This is a genomic window from Prosthecobacter fusiformis, from assembly GCF_004364345.1.
GTDB classification, from domain to species: domain Bacteria; phylum Verrucomicrobiota; class Verrucomicrobiia; order Verrucomicrobiales; family Verrucomicrobiaceae; genus Prosthecobacter; species Prosthecobacter fusiformis.
In genome coordinates this window covers 98,488-115,166 of the sequence record NZ_SOCA01000002.1, presented here as the reverse complement: position 1 = coordinate 115,166, position 16,679 = coordinate 98,488, and the positions used below count along the sequence as shown (strand labels likewise).

15 protein-coding genes are annotated in these 16,679 nt (G+C 55.9%); 7 read left to right on the top strand and 8 right to left on the bottom strand.

The features are described 5' to 3' along the window. Position 1: 1 nt before the first annotated feature. From EI77_RS06475 to EI77_RS06465, 3 genes are all read right to left on the bottom strand, one after another. Positions 2 to 619 carry a hypothetical protein gene (locus EI77_RS06475; RefSeq protein WP_133793975.1) on the bottom strand — a complete coding sequence of 206 codons (618 nt, stop codon included), beginning with the start codon at positions 617 to 619 and terminating at the stop codon, positions 2 to 4. A 4-nt stretch (positions 620 to 623) separates the two neighbouring features. Beyond that, a complete protein-coding gene (locus EI77_RS06470; RefSeq protein ID WP_133793974.1) occupies positions 624 to 1,514 on the bottom strand; it encodes a ParA family protein in 891 nt (296 codons plus the stop codon). A gap of 254 nt (positions 1,515 to 1,768) precedes the next feature. Further along, complete coding sequence (locus tag EI77_RS06465; RefSeq protein WP_133793973.1) at positions 1,769 to 2,272, bottom strand: hypothetical protein; 504 nt, start codon at positions 2,270 to 2,272, stop codon at positions 1,769 to 1,771. Positions 2,273 to 2,796: 524 nt separating this feature from the next. On the opposite strand from EI77_RS06465, the gene EI77_RS06460 reads away from it, so the two are divergent. Together EI77_RS06460 and EI77_RS06455 are read left to right on the top strand one after the other, a co-directional pair. Further along, on the top strand, positions 2,797 to 4,083 hold the full coding sequence (locus EI77_RS06460; protein ID WP_166647081.1) for an OmpP1/FadL family transporter: 1,287 nt from the start codon (positions 2,797 to 2,799) through the stop codon (positions 4,081 to 4,083). A 14-nt stretch (positions 4,084 to 4,097) separates the two neighbouring features. Continuing rightward, positions 4,098 to 5,564, top strand: coding sequence for a sensor histidine kinase (locus tag EI77_RS06455; RefSeq protein WP_133793971.1), 1,467 nt, complete (start codon positions 4,098 to 4,100; stop codon positions 5,562 to 5,564). A gap of 10 nt (positions 5,565 to 5,574) precedes the next feature. Here EI77_RS06455 and EI77_RS06450 read toward each other — a convergent pair whose 3' ends face one another. The 4 genes from EI77_RS06450 to EI77_RS06435 all read right to left on the bottom strand — a co-directional run bounded on the left by EI77_RS06450 (position 5,575) and on the right by EI77_RS06435 (position 10,940). Beyond that, on the bottom strand, positions 5,575 to 6,324 hold the full coding sequence (locus EI77_RS06450) for a metallophosphoesterase family protein (RefSeq protein ID WP_133793970.1): 750 nt from the start codon (positions 6,322 to 6,324) through the stop codon (positions 5,575 to 5,577). A gap of 154 nt (positions 6,325 to 6,478) precedes the next feature. Next, on the bottom strand, positions 6,479 to 7,810 hold the full coding sequence (locus tag EI77_RS06445) for a PepSY-associated TM helix domain-containing protein (RefSeq protein ID WP_133793969.1): 1,332 nt from the start codon (positions 7,808 to 7,810) through the stop codon (positions 6,479 to 6,481). Between the two features lie 78 nt (positions 7,811 to 7,888). Beyond that, a complete protein-coding gene (locus tag EI77_RS06440; protein WP_133793968.1) occupies positions 7,889 to 8,581 on the bottom strand; it encodes a Fe2+-dependent dioxygenase in 693 nt (230 codons plus the stop codon). Positions 8,582 to 8,666: 85 nt separating this feature from the next. Then, entirely contained in the window at positions 8,667 to 10,940 is a 2,274-nt protein-coding gene (locus tag EI77_RS06435; protein WP_133793967.1) for a TonB-dependent receptor, read from the bottom strand. Positions 10,941 to 11,165: 225 nt separating this feature from the next. Between EI77_RS06435 and EI77_RS06430 the strand changes: the two genes are divergently transcribed. From EI77_RS06430 to EI77_RS06415, 4 genes are all read left to right on the top strand, one after another. Then, on the top strand, positions 11,166 to 12,410 hold the full coding sequence (locus EI77_RS06430; protein WP_133793966.1) for a phospholipase D-like domain-containing protein: 1,245 nt from the start codon (positions 11,166 to 11,168) through the stop codon (positions 12,408 to 12,410). 76 nt (positions 12,411 to 12,486) lie between these two features. Next, entirely contained in the window at positions 12,487 to 13,455 is a 969-nt protein-coding gene (locus EI77_RS06425) for a UbiA family prenyltransferase (RefSeq protein WP_133793965.1), read from the top strand. Between the two features lie 89 nt (positions 13,456 to 13,544). Further along, the gene (locus EI77_RS06420) at positions 13,545 to 14,741 is read left to right on the top strand and encodes a 3-dehydroquinate synthase (RefSeq protein ID WP_243838700.1); all 1,197 of its coding nucleotides are present in this window, start codon (positions 13,545 to 13,547) and stop codon (positions 14,739 to 14,741) included. 61 nt (positions 14,742 to 14,802) lie between these two features. Next, entirely contained in the window at positions 14,803 to 15,366 is a 564-nt protein-coding gene (locus EI77_RS06415; protein ID WP_166647080.1) for a DMP19 family protein, read from the top strand. Between the two features lie 20 nt (positions 15,367 to 15,386). Here EI77_RS06415 and EI77_RS06410 read toward each other — a convergent pair whose 3' ends face one another. Continuing rightward, the gene (locus EI77_RS06410; RefSeq protein WP_133793963.1) at positions 15,387 to 15,587 is read right to left on the bottom strand and encodes a PIN domain-containing protein; all 201 of its coding nucleotides are present in this window, start codon (positions 15,585 to 15,587) and stop codon (positions 15,387 to 15,389) included. Positions 15,588 to 15,961: 374 nt separating this feature from the next. On the opposite strand from EI77_RS06410, the gene EI77_RS06400 reads away from it, so the two are divergent. Continuing rightward, positions 15,962 to 16,678, top strand: a complete 717-nt coding sequence (locus EI77_RS06400; protein WP_133793961.1) for a carboxylesterase family protein — start codon at positions 15,962 to 15,964, stop codon at positions 16,676 to 16,678. Position 16,679 lies beyond the last annotated feature (1 nt).

Here is a 16,679-nt window from a genome sequence, read left to right as displayed (position 1 = left end):
CTCAGGTCAATTGGTGACTGGCCACACGGAGGGAGATACGTCGCAGCTCTCGTACTAACCAGGCTTTCTCCACCGCTTTGGGCACAGGCAGCGCATTCGCCTTGGCCAGACTCTTCAGGTCCGTCAGTTTTTTGTAGCGCACATCCAATTCGTCCGCAAAGCCCCCCTCATCCAGCCGACCCAAGCGTAGAAGCTCCGCCTGTAGGGATTCCTTATCCTTCGGTGGCGGCTCGACCGGTAGCTGAGCTTTGCTCACGGCACTACGGACAGCCGCCAAAGCCAGTTCACCCGCCCCATTCTCTTTGACCAGTTTCAAAAACAGCTTGTGCTGCGCAGGCAGTTTGGCATCCGCCGGAGGCTTTGTCTGCAGCACCTCTTGAAACAGCTTTTTCATCACAGGCTCCTTCAGCGCTTTTTTATCTGGACTCGCCAGAAGTTTCTCCAGTTCATGCAGCCCTGGAGCCAACCCGCTGAGTGCTTCCGCTGTGGCGCTTTCAAAGCCGGTCAGGGCTTTGCTGAACGTCACCGCCTTTTTGACAAAGGCCGCGCTGTCCAGATTTGGGGCGTGTTTCTCAAGGCTGCCAGCCAGAGCACGCAGACGTTGGGCAAGGTCGTTCATGGATTCAGAGAGATTGGAAATGCTGGTGAAAGGATTTGGCGAGCTTGCTATAGTCCTCCGCACCCAACCCGTTAGGCTTGTGGAGAATCACGGGCAGATGCTCATTGGTGGATTCAGACACATCCGCCAGATGGCGGATGGGTGGAAGCAACAACTTCGCCTCATGATGCGTCAACCCCTCAGATTTCAGGCGGCCCAGCGTCACCTCCAGTTCATTCAGCCCCTGGTCATGGGTTTTGCTGGCTTTGTAATGACTGGCCAGCAAGCCAACGATCGAAGCTCTTCTGCGCAGTCCTTTAAAACCGCTGATCCGGTCATTGAACTGCTCGATCTGCTCGGCCAGAAGCTGGAAACCCGAGAGTGAGAGAAAGTCCGGCACGTAAGGCACTACGCAGTTCTCAGCAGCATAGAGTGCATTTTTTGAAATGGAGTACACGTTCGGTGGGCAATCGAAGAAAATGTAGTCGTAATCCTTGTAATGCGGTTTTAGAGCCTTGTACAGAAACTCAAAAAAACGCGCATACTTGTTCTGGTGGATGCGGTCTTCAATAGTGATCAACTGCACCGCCGCAGGCAGGATGTCCAGACGGGAGATCATCGAAATACCGCCCTTGCGCGGCACAGCCCTGACCACCGCCTTGTCGAAATCAAAGCGGTGCGTCCCCATGATTTCATCCTGAAAAATCTGGAAGCTCGAATGCCTGCCGCCATCCACATGCGCTTTCCAGTCCGCCGGTGGCATCAGCCAGAAGCTGGCATTACACTGAGGATCCAGATCCACAATCAGCACCCTTTGCTGGTGATAATGCGCCAGCGCAGCCGCTAGATTCACTGTCGTGGCTGTCTTGCCGACACCGCCTTTGAAATTCAGGAACGCGATTGTGGTAGCACTCATAGTTGCTCAGGACAGATCACGACAGTGGGCAGTCTCTTCACTTAGGCAAGTCCATTGCGCAAATTTCGTTAGAATCTCCTTCATAGCCAGGAATAGGCACCCGCTTGGCTTGCTTCTTGAACTGCGGTCCGGAAACTGCTCAAGCATTCCGCCTCACTACCCTTACCGAATAAATGCCGGAGGCGCGGATGGACAGTGGGACCGGCTTAGCTGATGCGACGAGGGGATCCTGGACGAGGTATTCATATCCATCCTTACCCACCACCACCACCCAATGGGGAATGCCTGCCGGGAGGATGAATTTGATGACTGGATATTCTCCACGCTCTAAGGCCCGATCCATCGCCGAATGGGAGGGGGTGGCTAAGCACGGTAACCTCGATGCGCTTTTCAAAAATCTTCGAGACAGCTGACCATACCAGCCAGCCCTGCTCAGTATATCCTCCAGCAGCAATCAGTTGGCGATTGAATGTGGCGGGATCTGTTGTTTCTCCGAGGTACTGGGCGGCACTGGCCACGCTGCACATCGCACATCCCACACTTCGGATCGTCTCCTCCGAGCCACCTATTTTCTCCTTCGCCCAACGAGTATCGTTTTGCATGAAGTGAGTGCCATTCGCGGGCAAAAGGATGGATAGTGGACGCCCTCCTGTGACTGCAATGTGCGGTGTGCTGCGTGTTTTCCAGATGTAAAAGCCCCATAGCAGGAATCCGCCCGCGATGAGAGAGCTGATGGAGATTATAACAAGACGTTTCATGAGATGACTCTCGGCATATCTATAGCGACCCAAAGAAGCAAAGCAAAACCAACTGACAAAGCATCACCTGCCGCATCAAGCTGAGCTTCAATTTATCATATTTCATTGGTTAGGCCATCTTATCACCGCTTGACTCAAAATCAGAATAGAATCAGCGGCATATCTGCCAAAACCTGGCTTCTCGATCAGGCTTTTTCTCAACCAAACCTTTACCCATTCCTCATACCTCCAAAAGAGATAACCATTCTTGACCTATACACGGCTAACTTCCGCTTATGGCCGAAAGGATAAACCGCCGAATTGAAATAATTCTTTTTCGTATTAACAGACGTTGTTTATACCTGAAATTCCATTAATTTCGCTGAAAATGAAGCCGTTAAGGCGAAAATTCACAAAAAGAAGATGGTTTAATTATTAACACGAACCATATTTTCCATATGTGTCGTTTTTCGCTCCCCCGGCGTTCCTTTAGTCTTGAGAGAGTTCAAAGCTCCTTGTGGCTACTTGGATCCTTTATCGGGATTTTGGGCTTTTTTGCGCCCGAAGTGCAGGCTAGCGGCATTGACCGAAATGGCATAGGCGCACGCAGCATGGGCATGGCGGGAGCTACCTTGGCGGATGACCTGGATGCGGTGACTTCGGCAGCGCAGAACCCTGCCGCACTCGGTTTCCTGGAAAAGTCCGACGTCTCTCTGGGCATCGCGGGAGCGTGGGCAAGTGGCAGATATGACAACGCTCAAAATGAGGGTGGGAAACTTACGGATACATGGGGTCTTCTGCCGGAAATCGTCTATCGCCAGCCTTTGGCAGACAGACTGGCTATGAGCATGAGCCTGATTACGGATTCCACCCGCCTAGCGGACTGGTACTTTCGTGATCCTGCTGGCGGAGCCACCGGCACCACCAGCTATGGCCAGCAGCATCACCGCTCCTCCATCATCAATATGCGCGCTGCCCTGGGCTTGGGCTGGCGGCTGACGGATCAATTAGCCCTCGGGGCGAGTGTCGGCCTTGTTTACAACCGTAACGAACTGACCACCCCCTACACGTTCCAGACGCAGCCCGCGCTTAAAGGCTTTAAAACACTGCTGGATCTGGAAACGGAAGGCTTTGGGGCGAATGGTGATCTGGCTCTGCACTGGAAACCCACCAAGGACTTCGCCATGGCTTTCAGCTACCGCACCGCCACCCAGTTCAATACCGAGGGCACGGCGCGAGGAGATGTGACCCGCCAGCTAGTGGATGCGGGCCTGGTGGGTGTACCTGGAGAATTCAAATACGATGCCAAAGTGGCCACCCACCTGCCGCAGAAAGCCGCCGTGGGGATGACCTGGCAGGCCCTCAAAAAATTGCGTGTCGGCGGTCAGGCGGAATGGGTGGATTGGAGCAATGCCTACGATGTGCTGGAGGTGCGGCTGGCCAATGGATCCAATCCGGCCGTGAATGCCACCACAGGTTCCAAATCGCTTGATGACGACATTGATCTCAACTGGAAAGACAGCTTTGTCTTCCGTCTTGGTTTCGAATACGAACTCACCGAATCCCTGTCCCTGCGTATGGGGTATGCCTATGGCAGCAACCCGGTCTCCACGGATACATTGCTGCCCACGACGGCCGCCATTTCCGAGCATACGCTTGCTCTCGGTCTTGGTTATACTCGCGGTCGTTACCAGATCGACCTCGCCTACCAGTATGACCTTCCTGCGGTGCAGCATTCCAGTGCCCGCTCCATCCAGGGGCCGGAATACAAAGACAGCCGTGTAAAATTGCAGTCTCACTGGATTGGACTGACCACCAAGATTGCATTCTGACAAAACGTCCACCCATGATGATTGTCCCCCCCAGTCTCACTACCCCGATGATCCCGTCCAGGGGGTTAAAGTTATGGGATACTTACCTCCCGACGGAGTTGAGCCAGGATCCAGAAATCCTGCGCCGCAGCCGCCTACAGCTCCGTTTTGGCTGGATGGGAGCTCTTTTTGGCCTCGCTTACGCCTCTTTTTACATGCTGGCGGATCATCTGTGGGGAGCCGCCATTATCATCATCTGCAGCATGTGCTTTGCGATGATTCCGGTGATTCTCCGGCGTGGGAGGAACCTCCGCCTCACGGGCCACCTTTTTGCTCTCATCCTCTTTTGTGGCTTTACAGGACTCTGCGCCATTGAGGGTGGGCTTTACGGGCATGCCATTGCCTGGCTCGCATCCATCCCGCTCTGTGTGCTCTTGCTACTCGAGATCAAGGATGCTCTCATTTGGTCAGGCCTATGCTTCCTGGCAGCAGGGGCTTTCGGCCTCCTGGGAGTCTTTGGCATCGAGGTCGTCCATACCTATGACATGAGCTGGGAGCCGTACATCAGCTTCGCAGGCTATTGCGGGCTGATCTGTTTCATGACCCTGCTGGGATGCATCTTCGAGCTAACCCGCAAACGTGCTTTCCAACAAATGCAGCTGGCTCTGGACCAGCTTTCCACCGCCAATCAAAGGCTGCTGAAGTTGCACCATGAGAAGGACGAGTTTCTCAACATCGCCGCGCATGACCTGAAGAACCCTCTTTGCGGCATCAGTGGTTATGCGGAACTGCTGGGGTATTATACCAACCCCACCCCGGAGAAAATTGCCGAGACGTCCACGGTCATCCAAAAGCAATGCAAGCGCATGCTGGAAATCATTTCCAATCTTCTCGATGTCCAGCGCATCGAGGAAGGCTCCATCAAGATGAAAATCGTCGGCTGTCCAGTGGAGCCGGTTTTGACAAAAATGATCGCCACCTATCAGCTCCGGGCGCAGAACAAAAACATCCGCCTGCTGCTGGAAGGGGACACGGCCCGCACCTGTGTCATGGCGGATGAAAATGCCATGGACCAGATCCTGGACAACCTGATCTCCAATGCCATCAAGTATTCTCCCCAAGGCACCGTGGTGCGCTGCGTCTGCACTACCTCCAAGGATTCAGTCGCTATTCAAATTTGTGATGAAGGCCCTGGACTGAGCGAGGCGGATCAAGCCAACCTATTCAAGAAATTTTCCAAACTCACCCCACGACCCACCGGGGGCGAAAGCTCCAACGGCCTCGGCCTTTGGATCGTGCATCGCATGGCCCAAGGCATGAACGGCAGCGTGGAATGCCACAGCCAACTTGGCAAAGGCACCACCTTCACTCTCAGCCTTCCTCTAGGTGCCCCCGAAGACCTCCAGCCTAAAATTTTCCGCTCACTCACCCGTCCCCTAGCCAGCCCTCCTTTGCCGCAGGCACCGCCCTGGAAACTGGCTGGGAGCCAGACGCCTGTTTAATGGGAACAACTCAGATCTCCACGACCAACCGTGGGAGGAAATCAATATTCGGATAATTTGGATACCCTTGGGGATTAGCAATGACTCGGGTGGTGCCAATGCAGTAATCTTGGCTGTGATGAATATGCCCATGAATCCAGAGGTAGGGTTGATGGTTTTCGATGAAACCATCCAAATGTGAAGCATAAGCACTACTGATCAACTCAGCTCGACGACTTTCTGGGAGAGACCGGGCAGAAGGCGCGTGGTGCGTGACAATGATAGTGCGTTGCGGATCGTGAGTGGAAAGGAATTCGCTAAGACGTTGGACGGATTCCAGATGAATGGCACGAGTGTCCCGAGGCAACAGCTTGCGGTAGCCTTGGCTTGAGGTTCGAATGCGTTTGTAATCGTTCATTCGATCACCAGCCTCGTTGGCTCCCTCGCTCCATTCTCCATGCAGGGCCAGATCCGTCCACAAGGTGCATCCATAAATGTGCCATCCATCCACCTCAAAGGCCTCGTTTTCTAAAACATGAATGTGAGAGCCCGCCGTTTGCTCCTTCAGCCGTTCGGTGACGCGGGGTAGCTTGTCTCCATAGAATTCATGGTTACCGCATACATAAACGGTTGGCGTGTTGCCTGTGACTTCATGAATCCAAGGCAAGGCATTCTGCTTTGTCCCAATGTCTCCGGCTAGGATAACAACATCTGCATCCATCGCTGGGATGGATGTTGGGCCGAACTCACGATGCAAATCACTGAGAATACGGAGACGCATAAAGGCTTAGGATATGGACTCCATCGCTCCAGAATCCAGCTCATAATACGTTTAGCGCCACCCTAGCCTCAGTTCCTCCCACAGAATGGAGAAAACCGAGGCTCTATTCGACAAGATCTCACGGGGCATGCCGACTCAGTGTTTTATATGTGCATCAAGCGGCTGAAGTCTTGTTCTTACGCTTGAAGAACCTGCGCCAGGCAAGGGCAAATCCGGTCCAGACGAGCATGGCCCCAGCGAGGGTGCAAAGAGCAGCCACAGTCTGCCCCCAGAAGCCGAAGAGCTCACCCGTATGCAGATAGCGGGAATACATGCGCAGGCGACGTCCCAGATTTTGATTGCTCAGATTGTCGGGGCTTTCGATCACTTTTTGTTGGGCCACATCCAGATTAAACATGGTGCGCAAATGCACCTGGCCGCGACCACCCCGATCCACCATGAGCGGAAAGGGATCTCCAGGTTTCAGCGGCATGCGCAGGCTCATGCTTGTCCAGTCGGCGACTTGCGCCCGGGCCTGGGCTAGCAAAGGAGCTAGACCTGTCAATGATGGGGGTGGACCGGCGGGCCGCTCACCACGCATGCCCATTCCTGGCGCACCGGCCGGGCGCTCACCTTCACGGCGTGGTGCACCTTCGGAGCGACGTTCGCCACCTTCGCCGCGAGTTCCACCTTCGGAGCGACGCTCGCCACCTTCACCACGGGGTCCGCCTTCGGGCCGAGAACCGCTTTGGGCCATGCCACCTTGAGGGGCTCCGCCGAAGGTTCCCATCGTGCGGGTGCGTGGTGGCGGCGGTTCATTACCTGTAGCTCTGTAAAGCAGGTTGTTGGCCCAAGAGTAAGACATGATGAGCCCGGTGAGGATGATGAAGAGCATGGGAAATGCGCTCCAGAAACCAATGACGTTGTGCCAGTTCCAATCACGAGCGCGGCCTTTCAACTTACGGTTGAAGAGAGTGACCGCACGCAAGTTGCTCCAGCGCCAGTGCTTTGGCCACCAGAGATAGATGCCGCTAACCAAAAGGATGCCAAAAACCAGAGTGCCCGCACCCGTGAGCATCTTGCCCACATCCCGCGACAGCCCGGTGCCAGAGAGGAAACGATGCCAGTCTGTGGCCGCATGAAAAAAGTCATGCCAGGTGTGGTTCCCTTCCCCGAGCACTTCCCCCGTATAAGGATTGATGAAAAAAGCGCCTTCACGGCCGAGGCTGAGCGTCATCGGTGCTTCCGGATCCCCTTTCCAAGTGATGCCGCTGGGATTGAAACCCGGCTTGGTTTCACGCACTTTGGCCAGCAGGGTTTCCACATCCAGATGCACCGCATTGGCGGCAGGCGGTGTCACGCGCAGGTCCCGGTTTACCCATTCCATAAGCTGGGTTTCATAGGCAATAAGCAGTCCGGTGACGGACATGGACATGATGACAATACCGGCAATGAGGCCGCTGATGAGGTGGACCCAAAAGATTGTACGATGGAAGGTGAGATGCATTGAGGGGAGCTGACGTAGGAAACTTGGAGAAAGCGTTTGAGCGCGCTAGTTGTTAGGCTGGATTGTTTTTTGTGAGAATCACATCTCAGCCCACTGGCGAAGGAGGTTGTGATATACACCCGTGAGCTGAACGCCGGTTTTTTCAGCCACATCGTTACCGGCCAGTTCCTGGCCGAGGCGCTGGATAGAGAGATCAAGATCAAAGAGGAGGGACCTCTGGCCATTGTCGCGGATCATGCTTTGCAGCCAGAAAAACGAACTCACACGGGCACCGCGAGTAACTGGTGTAACGTGATGCAGACTGGTGGAAGGATAAAGCACCATGTGACCAGGAGGCAGCTTTATGGCCTTCGCGCCATAGAGGTCTTCGATGCAGAGCTCGCCGCCCTCATACTCTTCCGGGTCTGAAAAAAAGAGTGTCGCGCTGAGGTCGGTGCGGATGCGAATAGGCGCATTGGGAAATTGGCGGATGGCATTGTCCACATGTGTGCCGAAGGATTGCCCTCCGGCATAGCGATTGAACATGGGCGGCAGGATGCGCAGAGGCAAGGCAGCGGCAACAAAGAGCGGGTTTTGTGAAAGGGCGGCCAAAATCATGTCTCCCAATTCCCTCGCCACGGGACTGTTTTCAGGAAGCTGCATGTTGTCCTTGGCCTTGGCGGATTGGTAGCCAGTCGTGGCCTTGCCATCTATCCAGTCTGTGGCATCCAGCAATTGCCTTGCATGGGCGACCTGGCCTGGCGTGAGGACATCTGGAATGGTGAGGAGCATAGGTAATGAAAAGAGAAGAGGCCGGGAGCGATGCACACAGTCTTCACGTGTCATCGCCCCCGGCCGGTTGCACGGCAGAGAAGGCTTAGAATTTATAGCTGGCCGTAAGGGCGGCCGAACGGCCTGCACCTGGGATGAAGTGACCGCCACCGACACGGTCGATGTAACGTTCGTCCGCGATGTTATAAACATTCAGACGGACATTGAACTTGTCATTGACCTGATAGTTCAGCATGGCATCGCATGTCCAGTAGCCTGGAGCGGTGCGGGCCGTGTTGGTGTTACCATTCTGGCGATCACCCACATATTGGGCACCAAAGCCGACCTGTACGCGGAAGGGCAGATTGTAGGTGGTCCAAATGTTGAAGGAATGGTCTGGCGTGTTGCCAAGAGACTGGCCCAACTCTGCAGCGTTGCCCGACTCTTCGATTTCACTCTGCATGTAGGCATAACCAGCAAAAATCTGCCAATCCTTGGTGATGGAACCCGCGACTCCGAATTCCACACCATCTACCAACTGATTTCCGGCGAGGACAGTTGCGCCGCCGACGTCAGTGGTGCGGGCATTGGTCTTTTCTGAGCGGAAGAGCGCGGCGGTGAACGAGAGCCGCTCGTCCAGGAAGTCCCACTTCGTGCCCAGTTCCATGTTGCGGTTTTCCTCAGGCTCCAGGCTCACTTGTGCGGTGCTCAGGCCGAGACCGGTATTGGTGTCAATGGAGGGGTTGAAGGACGTGCCATAGCCAAAGTAGATGCTGCCGTATTCCACCGGCTTCAGCACGATGCCAACCTTCCAGCTCAGCATGTCATCCCGGCGGAACTGGTCAGGGGTTGCACCCACACCACGGACATCTGCCTCAATGTGATCAAAGCGCAGGCCGCCGTTCAGTTCCACAAAACGGGTGATGTTAATCGTATCAAAGAGATAGAAGGCGACGGTGTCCAAGTGGGATTCCGCAGGCGTCGGCAATAGTGGGCGACCGGTGTAGGCGTCATCGTTAAAGTTCGGATCCAGAACATCTCCACGCGATCCGGCATCAGCACGGGCAGCGTTGGCATTGACCTGGCGTTCCATCGAGATCTCCATCCCCGCCACCAGGGCGTGTTTAAGAAGGCCTGTTTCAAAGTTGGCGTTCAGGTTTGTCTGGTTGGAAATGATTTCCTGGGTCTGCTCACGGGCCTGCATCTGGCGGTTGATGCGGCTGGTGTATTGGTTGCCTACGGTAGTTGGATCATCGATGAATCCCCCTGGATTGAGGGGATCAGGGATTTGTGCGGTTGGAACGGTGTCAAAGAAGCGTGGCGCGGTAATGACGGAGTTGCGGTGGGTGCGGCCATAACGCAGCACATTGCGCAGTTTCAGATTGTCTGAAAAGTCGTGTTCGATGATGGCGGTAATGACATCGCTTTGCACGTCTTCGAAGTCGGTGTTTTCACGTCCGTAAAAGCTGTCAAAGCTGACGGGCGGCGGTCCGTCCTCATGTCCAGCCAGACTGGCACCGCTGCCGCTAAACGTGCCGTTGTTAGGCACCCAAGGAATACCGTAGTCCGGGATGTTGTTTTCCGTCAGGTGCTGATAGTTCAGGAACACACGAGTGTCGGTGCCCAGACCGAAGGCCAAGGAGGCAGCTATGCCGTAACGCTCCTGATTGGTGATGTCACGTCCTGGGGTATCGGCAGAATGGTACAGGGCATTGATACGCAGGGCGGAATGCTCAGAAATTGTCTGATTGTAGTCCAGTGTGCTGCGGTAGAGGTTATCCGTGCCAAAGGACTGGGATATCGCGCCGCCCTGTTCCAGATTGGCCATCTTGGTGGCAAGGTTAATGGATCCTCCAGTGGATCCGCGTCCGGCGTTAGTGGAAGCTGGACCCTTGGTCACTTCCACCTGCTCGGTGTTGAAAGGGTCACGATTGTAAGAGCCGATGTCGCGAACACCGTCTAGATAAAAGTCGCTTCGGGAGCTAAAGCCACGGATGGTCAGGTTGTCACCGGGCAGGCCACCACCACCTTCACCAGCCTGCATGGAAATGCCTGGGGTATTGCGCAACACATCGCGCAAGCTGAATGCGCCGCGGTCTTCGATCACCGTTTTCGGGATCACGGTGATGGTCTGAGCAACATCACGCAATGGCTCTGTATATTTAGGGGACTGTAGGCGCTCTGGTTTATAGACCTTTTCCGTCTCAGCCGTGACGACCACTTCAGGAAGTTCGTCGCTATCTTCAGCTGTTGCAGTAGGTTTAGGTGTGATAGGCGCAGGTGCGACTGTTTGGGCGGCCAAGCTGCCGAGGAAGCCCAGAGTGGACGTCCAGGCGAGTCCCTGAGGCAGGGATCGGATCGAGGATGTGTTGAGTTTCATGTATGGGAGTCAATCGTCTCGTGGGTGGAAACGGAATGAGTTTCAGTCGCAATAGAGATTGCATTGTGCGATTAAGTCTCAGAAGCATTACAGTCAATTTCTTTTTGAGAATTTGTCGCGTCAGCGCAAAATTAGAGCGATTAAGACCAAATTTCGCTCAGCTACGCGCGGGAAGTCACCCTCAACGTTGTCCATAGCTTAGCGCCGTGCATAGTGCTGCTGATTGTGACCCGACTGTTTCTCATTGCCTTTCTCTGCCTGCCGCTGCTCAGTTCCTGCGTCGCCACCGGCTTTCAGCGCGTCTCTAAATCCCCTCCCCCGGTGCAGACACCGGCCTTTGCCCAGGAGCTGTCCCACATCGCCAAAACCCCGTGGACCGAGGGTAATGCGATCCTGACTTTGGAAAATGGGGGTAACTATTTTCCCGCGATGCTCAAAGCCATGCGCGAGGCGAAAAAGACCCTCACCTTCGAGTCCTACGTCTGTGTGGACAGTGAGCCCACCCAGCGCTTCAGCCAGATGTTTGCCGAGCGCGCCCGGGCTGGTGTCCGAGTGCATGTGCTCCTGGATGCCTTCGGCTGTTCCAAGTATGGAGAGGCCAATCTCAAAGTCATGCGGGATGCCGGGGTGCAGCTTCACCTGTACCGCCCCATGAATCTGCTGGTGCCGTGGAAGTTCATCCATCGCACCCACCGCAGAGCTCTCGTCGCCGATGGAAAGGTGGGCTTTATGGGCGGTGCTGGCTGGGCCTACTGCTGGGATGGCCATGCGGAAAACGTGCACCGCTGGCGAGATACCCAGTATGAGCTGCGCGGCCCCGTGGTCGCTCAACTTCAAGATAACTTCAATGACAACTGGGAAGAGCTTACCGGTCACAGGCTCACTGGCCCGGACTACTATCCTCCCCTGGCCAAAGCAGGAAACTTGAAAGCCCAGATGGCCCTGGGTTCACCCGAAAAACTCGGGGATACCCTGGGCAGCACTTACCTTCTCGCCTTCCGCGCCGCGCAGAAATCCATCGTCATCGCTCATGCCTACTTCATCCCCAATGCCCCCCTGCGGGATGCACTGAAGGACGCCCTCAAACGTGGCGTGAAGGTCCAGATCATCATCCCCGGAAAGCACATTGATTTCCCCGCCTCACGCTCCGTGAATACCCGCTACCTGCGCCAGCTTGTCGCCGCAGGCGCAGAGCTCTATGAATTCCAGCCCACCATGACCCATGGCAAGCTTGTGATCGTGGACGGCCACCTCAGCATCGCCGGATCCACCAACCTGGATCAGCGCTCCTTTTTCATCAATGACGAGAACAACCTCAACGTGCTCGATGCCGCCTTCAGCGCCCGCCAGCTGGACATGGTGGAGCGGGACAAGCAGCGCAGCAAACGCCTTGAGCGTGCCGATCTGAACCTTTCGTTAGGCCGCCGTTTCCAGGCCGCCTTCTGCCGGATCTTTGAATACCAGATGTGACCCCGCCAGCCCGCATCGGCAGTACCTTCGCGAGCACTACCCATTTTCTCCTGCTAAAAGAACTCCAAAAGTCCTCATGCTCCGTCCCTGGCTCGAACTCGCCCGCATCTCCAACCTGCCCACCGTCTGGACCAACGTCACCGCCGCCTGGCTGCTAGCGGGTGGGGCGTGGCTGCCAGTGAATGCGCAGCTTGGCTGGCTCCTCCTCGCCGGGTCACTCCTCTATACCGGCGGCATGATCCTGAACGATGCCGCCGATGTTCAACATGATCGTGAGCAACGTAAGGAACGCCCCATCCCCAGTGGCAAAGTCAGCCTCGCCGCCGCTTGGACGGTGGGCCTTGGCATGATGCTTAGCGGGGGCCTCATCGGTTTTCTTTTCACATCCGCCAGTGTGCCGATTATCGGCGCGCTCATGCTGGCCATCCTGTTTTATGACCTCTACCACAAGCCCTGGCCGGGCGCAGTATGGGTCATGGGAGCCTGCCGGGTACTGCTTTTTTGCATGGCCGGCTCAGCCGTGATTCCGTTGCTCTTGGATGCTCAGAGGACTGTTTTGGCCTGCCCGGGTTACCCGCAGACACTGGCCATGCTTGCCCACATGCCTCCAGGGGTATGGATCATGGGCCTCACCCTCGGCTCTTACATCGTCGGACTCACCATGGTCGCCCGCATGGAGGCCAGAGGAGCCGTCACCATACCCCTGCGTGCCTTGTTTGCCAAAGGTCTCCTTTATGCACCTGCCCTGGTCGCCCTGTATTTCTGGCTCAGCCGGGCTAACTGGAGATTGATCCCCCTCCTGGCAGACTTCACCCCGCTGGCTCCCCTGCCCTTCATCCTCATCTTCATCGCCATGGTCTTCCATGCCACCCGCCTCATGCGCCGGGGTGGTCCCGCCATCGGCCGCGCCGTCGGCATCCTCCTGGCAGGCATTGCCGTGGTGGATGCCCTGGCCGTCATGCAGGTTTCTCTGTCCCTGGCCTGCGGCTTTGTCTTAACGGCCCCGCTTCTCCGCCTATGGCAGCGCTGGATCGCCGCCACCTGAGGCTGCATTTCCCGCATTCCTGGCTGCATGAAAGCGTGTGAAACCGCGTTCTAGTCTTTCCCTTTGCACGCCTCTGGCGTAAGCTCTCTGTGACCCAACTGCCCATGCTGGAGAAGAAAATCAGGCTCGAATACGCCCATCGCATCCTTTTCACCCGCGATGTGTTTGCCCCTGCAAACACGACCATCCGCGACCTGCTCCTCCTGGATCACCCCAACAAGGTGCCCCGCGTCCTGGTCTTTGTGGATGACCATGTGGCCTCCGCCAATCCACAGCTCATGGACAGCCTGCGCACCTATGCCCGCGCCCATGCCGAGGTACTGGACCTGGCCGGAGATCCCGTCATCCTCCCGGGTGGTGAGTCTTGTAAAAACGACTTCTCCCTCGTTCAACACTGCTGGCAGGCCATCAACGACGCCGGGCTGGACCGCCACAGCTACGTCTTCGTCATCGGCGGTGGTGCTACCCTGGACCTCGTCTGCTTCGCTGCCTCCACCGCCCATCGCGGCATCCGCCACATACGCTTTCCCACCACCACTCTCAGCCAGGGCGATGGCGGAGTCGGTGTGAAAAACGGCGTCAATTTTTTCGAGAAAAAGAACTGGGTCGGCAGCTTCTCCGTCCCTTTTGCCGTCGTCAATGACTTCGCTTTTCTCGAGTCCCTGCCCCAGCGCGAGCGCCGCAACGGCATCATCGAAGCCATCAAGGTCGCCCTCATTCGCGACCGCGCTTTCTTTGAGGAAATGGAGCGCATGGCCGATGCCCTCTCACGCCTGGAGCAGCCTGCCCTGGAGCGCGTCGTCCAGCGCAGCGCCGAGCTCCATGTGGAGCACATCGCCACAGGCGGAGACCCCTTCGAACTCGGCAGCGCCCGCCCCCTGGACTTCGGCCATTGGGCCGCCCATAAGCTGGAGCAGATCACCCACTTTGCCGTCAGCCATGGTGAAGCAGTCGCCATCGGCATCGCCGTGGACCTCGTCTATTCCGTCAAAAAAGGCATCCTCGATGCCGCCACCGCCCGCCGCGTGATTGAACTCATCGAGCGCATCGGCTTCGAGACTTATCACCCCGATCTCCTCGCTGAAGGCAAATCGGGCGACGCCACCATCCTCGAAGGCCTCGAAGAATTCCGCGAGCACCTCGGCGGCGAACTCACCGTCACCCTCGTCCCCAAAATCGGTCAAAAAATCGAAGTCCATGAAATGGACCGCGACCTGATATTGGCGGCGATGGAGGAGCTGAGAGTCAGCGCAGAGGTGCACAGCCTGGCTTCGGTCGGGAGGTAAATCGACGTTCTTTGAATTGAGGTCAGCACGACTGAATCATATGCACCTCACACACCCTTTTATGGCATTTTGTCTTGTTGCGATAGGCGCTTGCAACCCCAAGACACCCAATACGACCTCTAGTTTCGCTGAATCTCCCATCAACTCATCAGGCTCTTCCACCAACTTGCCAAACGTCACAAGGCAAGAACTTTTCAAGAAATCTCCAGCCGAAGTTGCAGATTACTTATATTTCAAAGTTCTGGATACCACGGGTTCTAAAAATACAAGTGGGGAGGAAGAGGCCAAAAATCTTCACAAGCTACCGCAACATTGGCGGGCTGTTTATACCGTTTGCTGGCTGCAAGCCGAGGTGGAAAATGGGGGCCACGACCAGTTTTTTTGGAACAATCGAGGTGAGTTTGATGCTGAGACGGAATCCGATTTACGCTTTATTGGAGCCACTCAGTTCTTGCAGTTATACACCAAGGCACGAGACCTGTACTACAATGCCCCGCCTAACAAGACCGAGAGATTGCCCGAGTTGGAACCAATCGACGACGCCTTCTACCAACAACCTGTGACGCCCTACCACTTGATGGGCGAGTATATTCTCTCCCATCTCGAAGACTACTGTGCCGAATGACCCCATTCATCAAGCACCCATCACGCCCTCATCACCTGGATTGGATAACCAGGGATCACATCATCCCGTGTTACCAGGATCATGTTCTCAATCATGGCCTGAGCCACAAGCAGCCGGTCAAAGGGAGCCGCATGAATGGGAGCCAGGGTCAGGGAGGCTTCAGCATGGGCGCAGGTAATGTCCAAAGGCTCAATGCCATCTACTTTCAGGATCGCCAGCATTCCCTGCGGCATCCTTAGCTTTCCCTTCGCGATGCGGCCCTGAAACTGAATCCCTCCGCAGATCTTCCGAATGCGCCCAGCAGTCCTCAGCTTCCCAAATTTGGCCTCGAAACTGCCCTCCCACACGATTTCCCTGGGGCACCACATCAGGAACAAGACGAACCATGGGCTTGCCTGCTTTTCCCAAAACAATTTCCTCTCCGGCCACTGCGTCTTCAACAAGACGAGAGAGATGAGTCTTGGCCGCCTGAACCTCGTTCATTTTCATACCTTGCTTCTGATTGAGCAAGCATGGCCCCGGATGCGGGATTTTTCATCTTCTTTCTCCTCAAAAACACTTGGCTAGAGCTCCCTCAGATGCGCGTTTAACGACTATGCCCCGCCCCCTCTTCTCTCTCTTCCTGGCGCTCGCCATGACCACTCTCCTCCCCGCTGCCGAACAGACCCCACAGTCCTTCGAAGGCGAAGTGACCTTGAAAGTCGGTTACAAATACCTCCTCACGCTCCCCGAAGGATATGAGGCCGATACCGCTAAAAAATGGCCGCTCCTGGTCTTTCTCCATGGTGCCGGTGAACGGGGAGACGACCTGGAACTCCTCAAAAAGCACGGCCCGCCCAAGCTCATCGCGGCTGGCAAAAAGTTCGAAGCCATCGTGGTCTGTCCCCAGGTGCCGCTGAAAAATATCTGGAACGAGCACGGCGTCAAAGCCCTCACGGACGAGATGGTCCGCACCCATCGGGTGGACACCTCCCGGATCTACCTTACCGGCATTAGCATGGGAGGATTTGGCACATGGGATACCGCACTGGCCTATCCGGATACTTATGCTGCCATCGCGCCCATCTGCGGCGGGGCAGGTGTCGGCCATGTCATGGCTGAGCGTATCAAAGACCTTCCTTGCTGGATCTTCCATGGTGACAACGACCGTGCCGTCACTGTGGACTTCTCCATCAAGATGCATGGGGCCCTGCAAAAAATCGGCAGCTCAGCCAAGCTCACCCTTTACCCTGGCGTGGGCCACGATTCCTGGACCCAGACCTACGACAACGAAGAATTCTGGACCTGGCTCTTTGCCCAAAAGCGTCCGTAAA

Coding starts and splice junctions, on each gene's coding strand:
- EI77_RS06465 (WP_133793973.1), bottom strand. CDS start 2,272: ATGAAACGTCTTGTTATAATCTCCATCAGCTCTCTCATCGCGGGCGGA.
- EI77_RS06425 (WP_133793965.1), top strand. CDS start 12,487: ATGCTCCGTCCCTGGCTCGAACTCGCCCGCATCTCCAACCTGCCCACC.
- EI77_RS06435 (WP_133793967.1), bottom strand. CDS start 10,940: ATGAAACTCAACACATCCTCGATCCGATCCCTGCCTCAGGGACTCGCC.
- EI77_RS06415 (WP_166647080.1), top strand. CDS start 14,803: ATGGCATTTTGTCTTGTTGCGATAGGCGCTTGCAACCCCAAGACACCC.
- EI77_RS06470 (WP_133793974.1), bottom strand. CDS start 1,514: ATGAGTGCTACCACAATCGCGTTCCTGAATTTCAAAGGCGGTGTCGGC.
- EI77_RS06455 (WP_133793971.1), top strand. CDS start 4,098: ATGATGATTGTCCCCCCCAGTCTCACTACCCCGATGATCCCGTCCAGG.
- EI77_RS06445 (WP_133793969.1), bottom strand. CDS start 7,810: ATGCATCTCACCTTCCATCGTACAATCTTTTGGGTCCACCTCATCAGC.
- EI77_RS06450 (WP_133793970.1), bottom strand. CDS start 6,324: ATGCGTCTCCGTATTCTCAGTGATTTGCATCGTGAGTTCGGCCCAACA.
- EI77_RS06475 (WP_133793975.1), bottom strand. CDS start 619: ATGAACGACCTTGCCCAACGTCTGCGTGCTCTGGCTGGCAGCCTTGAG.
- EI77_RS06400 (WP_133793961.1), top strand. CDS start 15,962: ATGCCCCGCCCCCTCTTCTCTCTCTTCCTGGCGCTCGCCATGACCACT.
- EI77_RS06440 (WP_133793968.1), bottom strand. CDS start 8,581: ATGCTCCTCACCATTCCAGATGTCCTCACGCCAGGCCAGGTCGCCCAT.
- EI77_RS06410 (WP_133793963.1), bottom strand. CDS start 15,587: ATGCTGGCGATCCTGAAAGTAGATGGCATTGAGCCTTTGGACATTACC.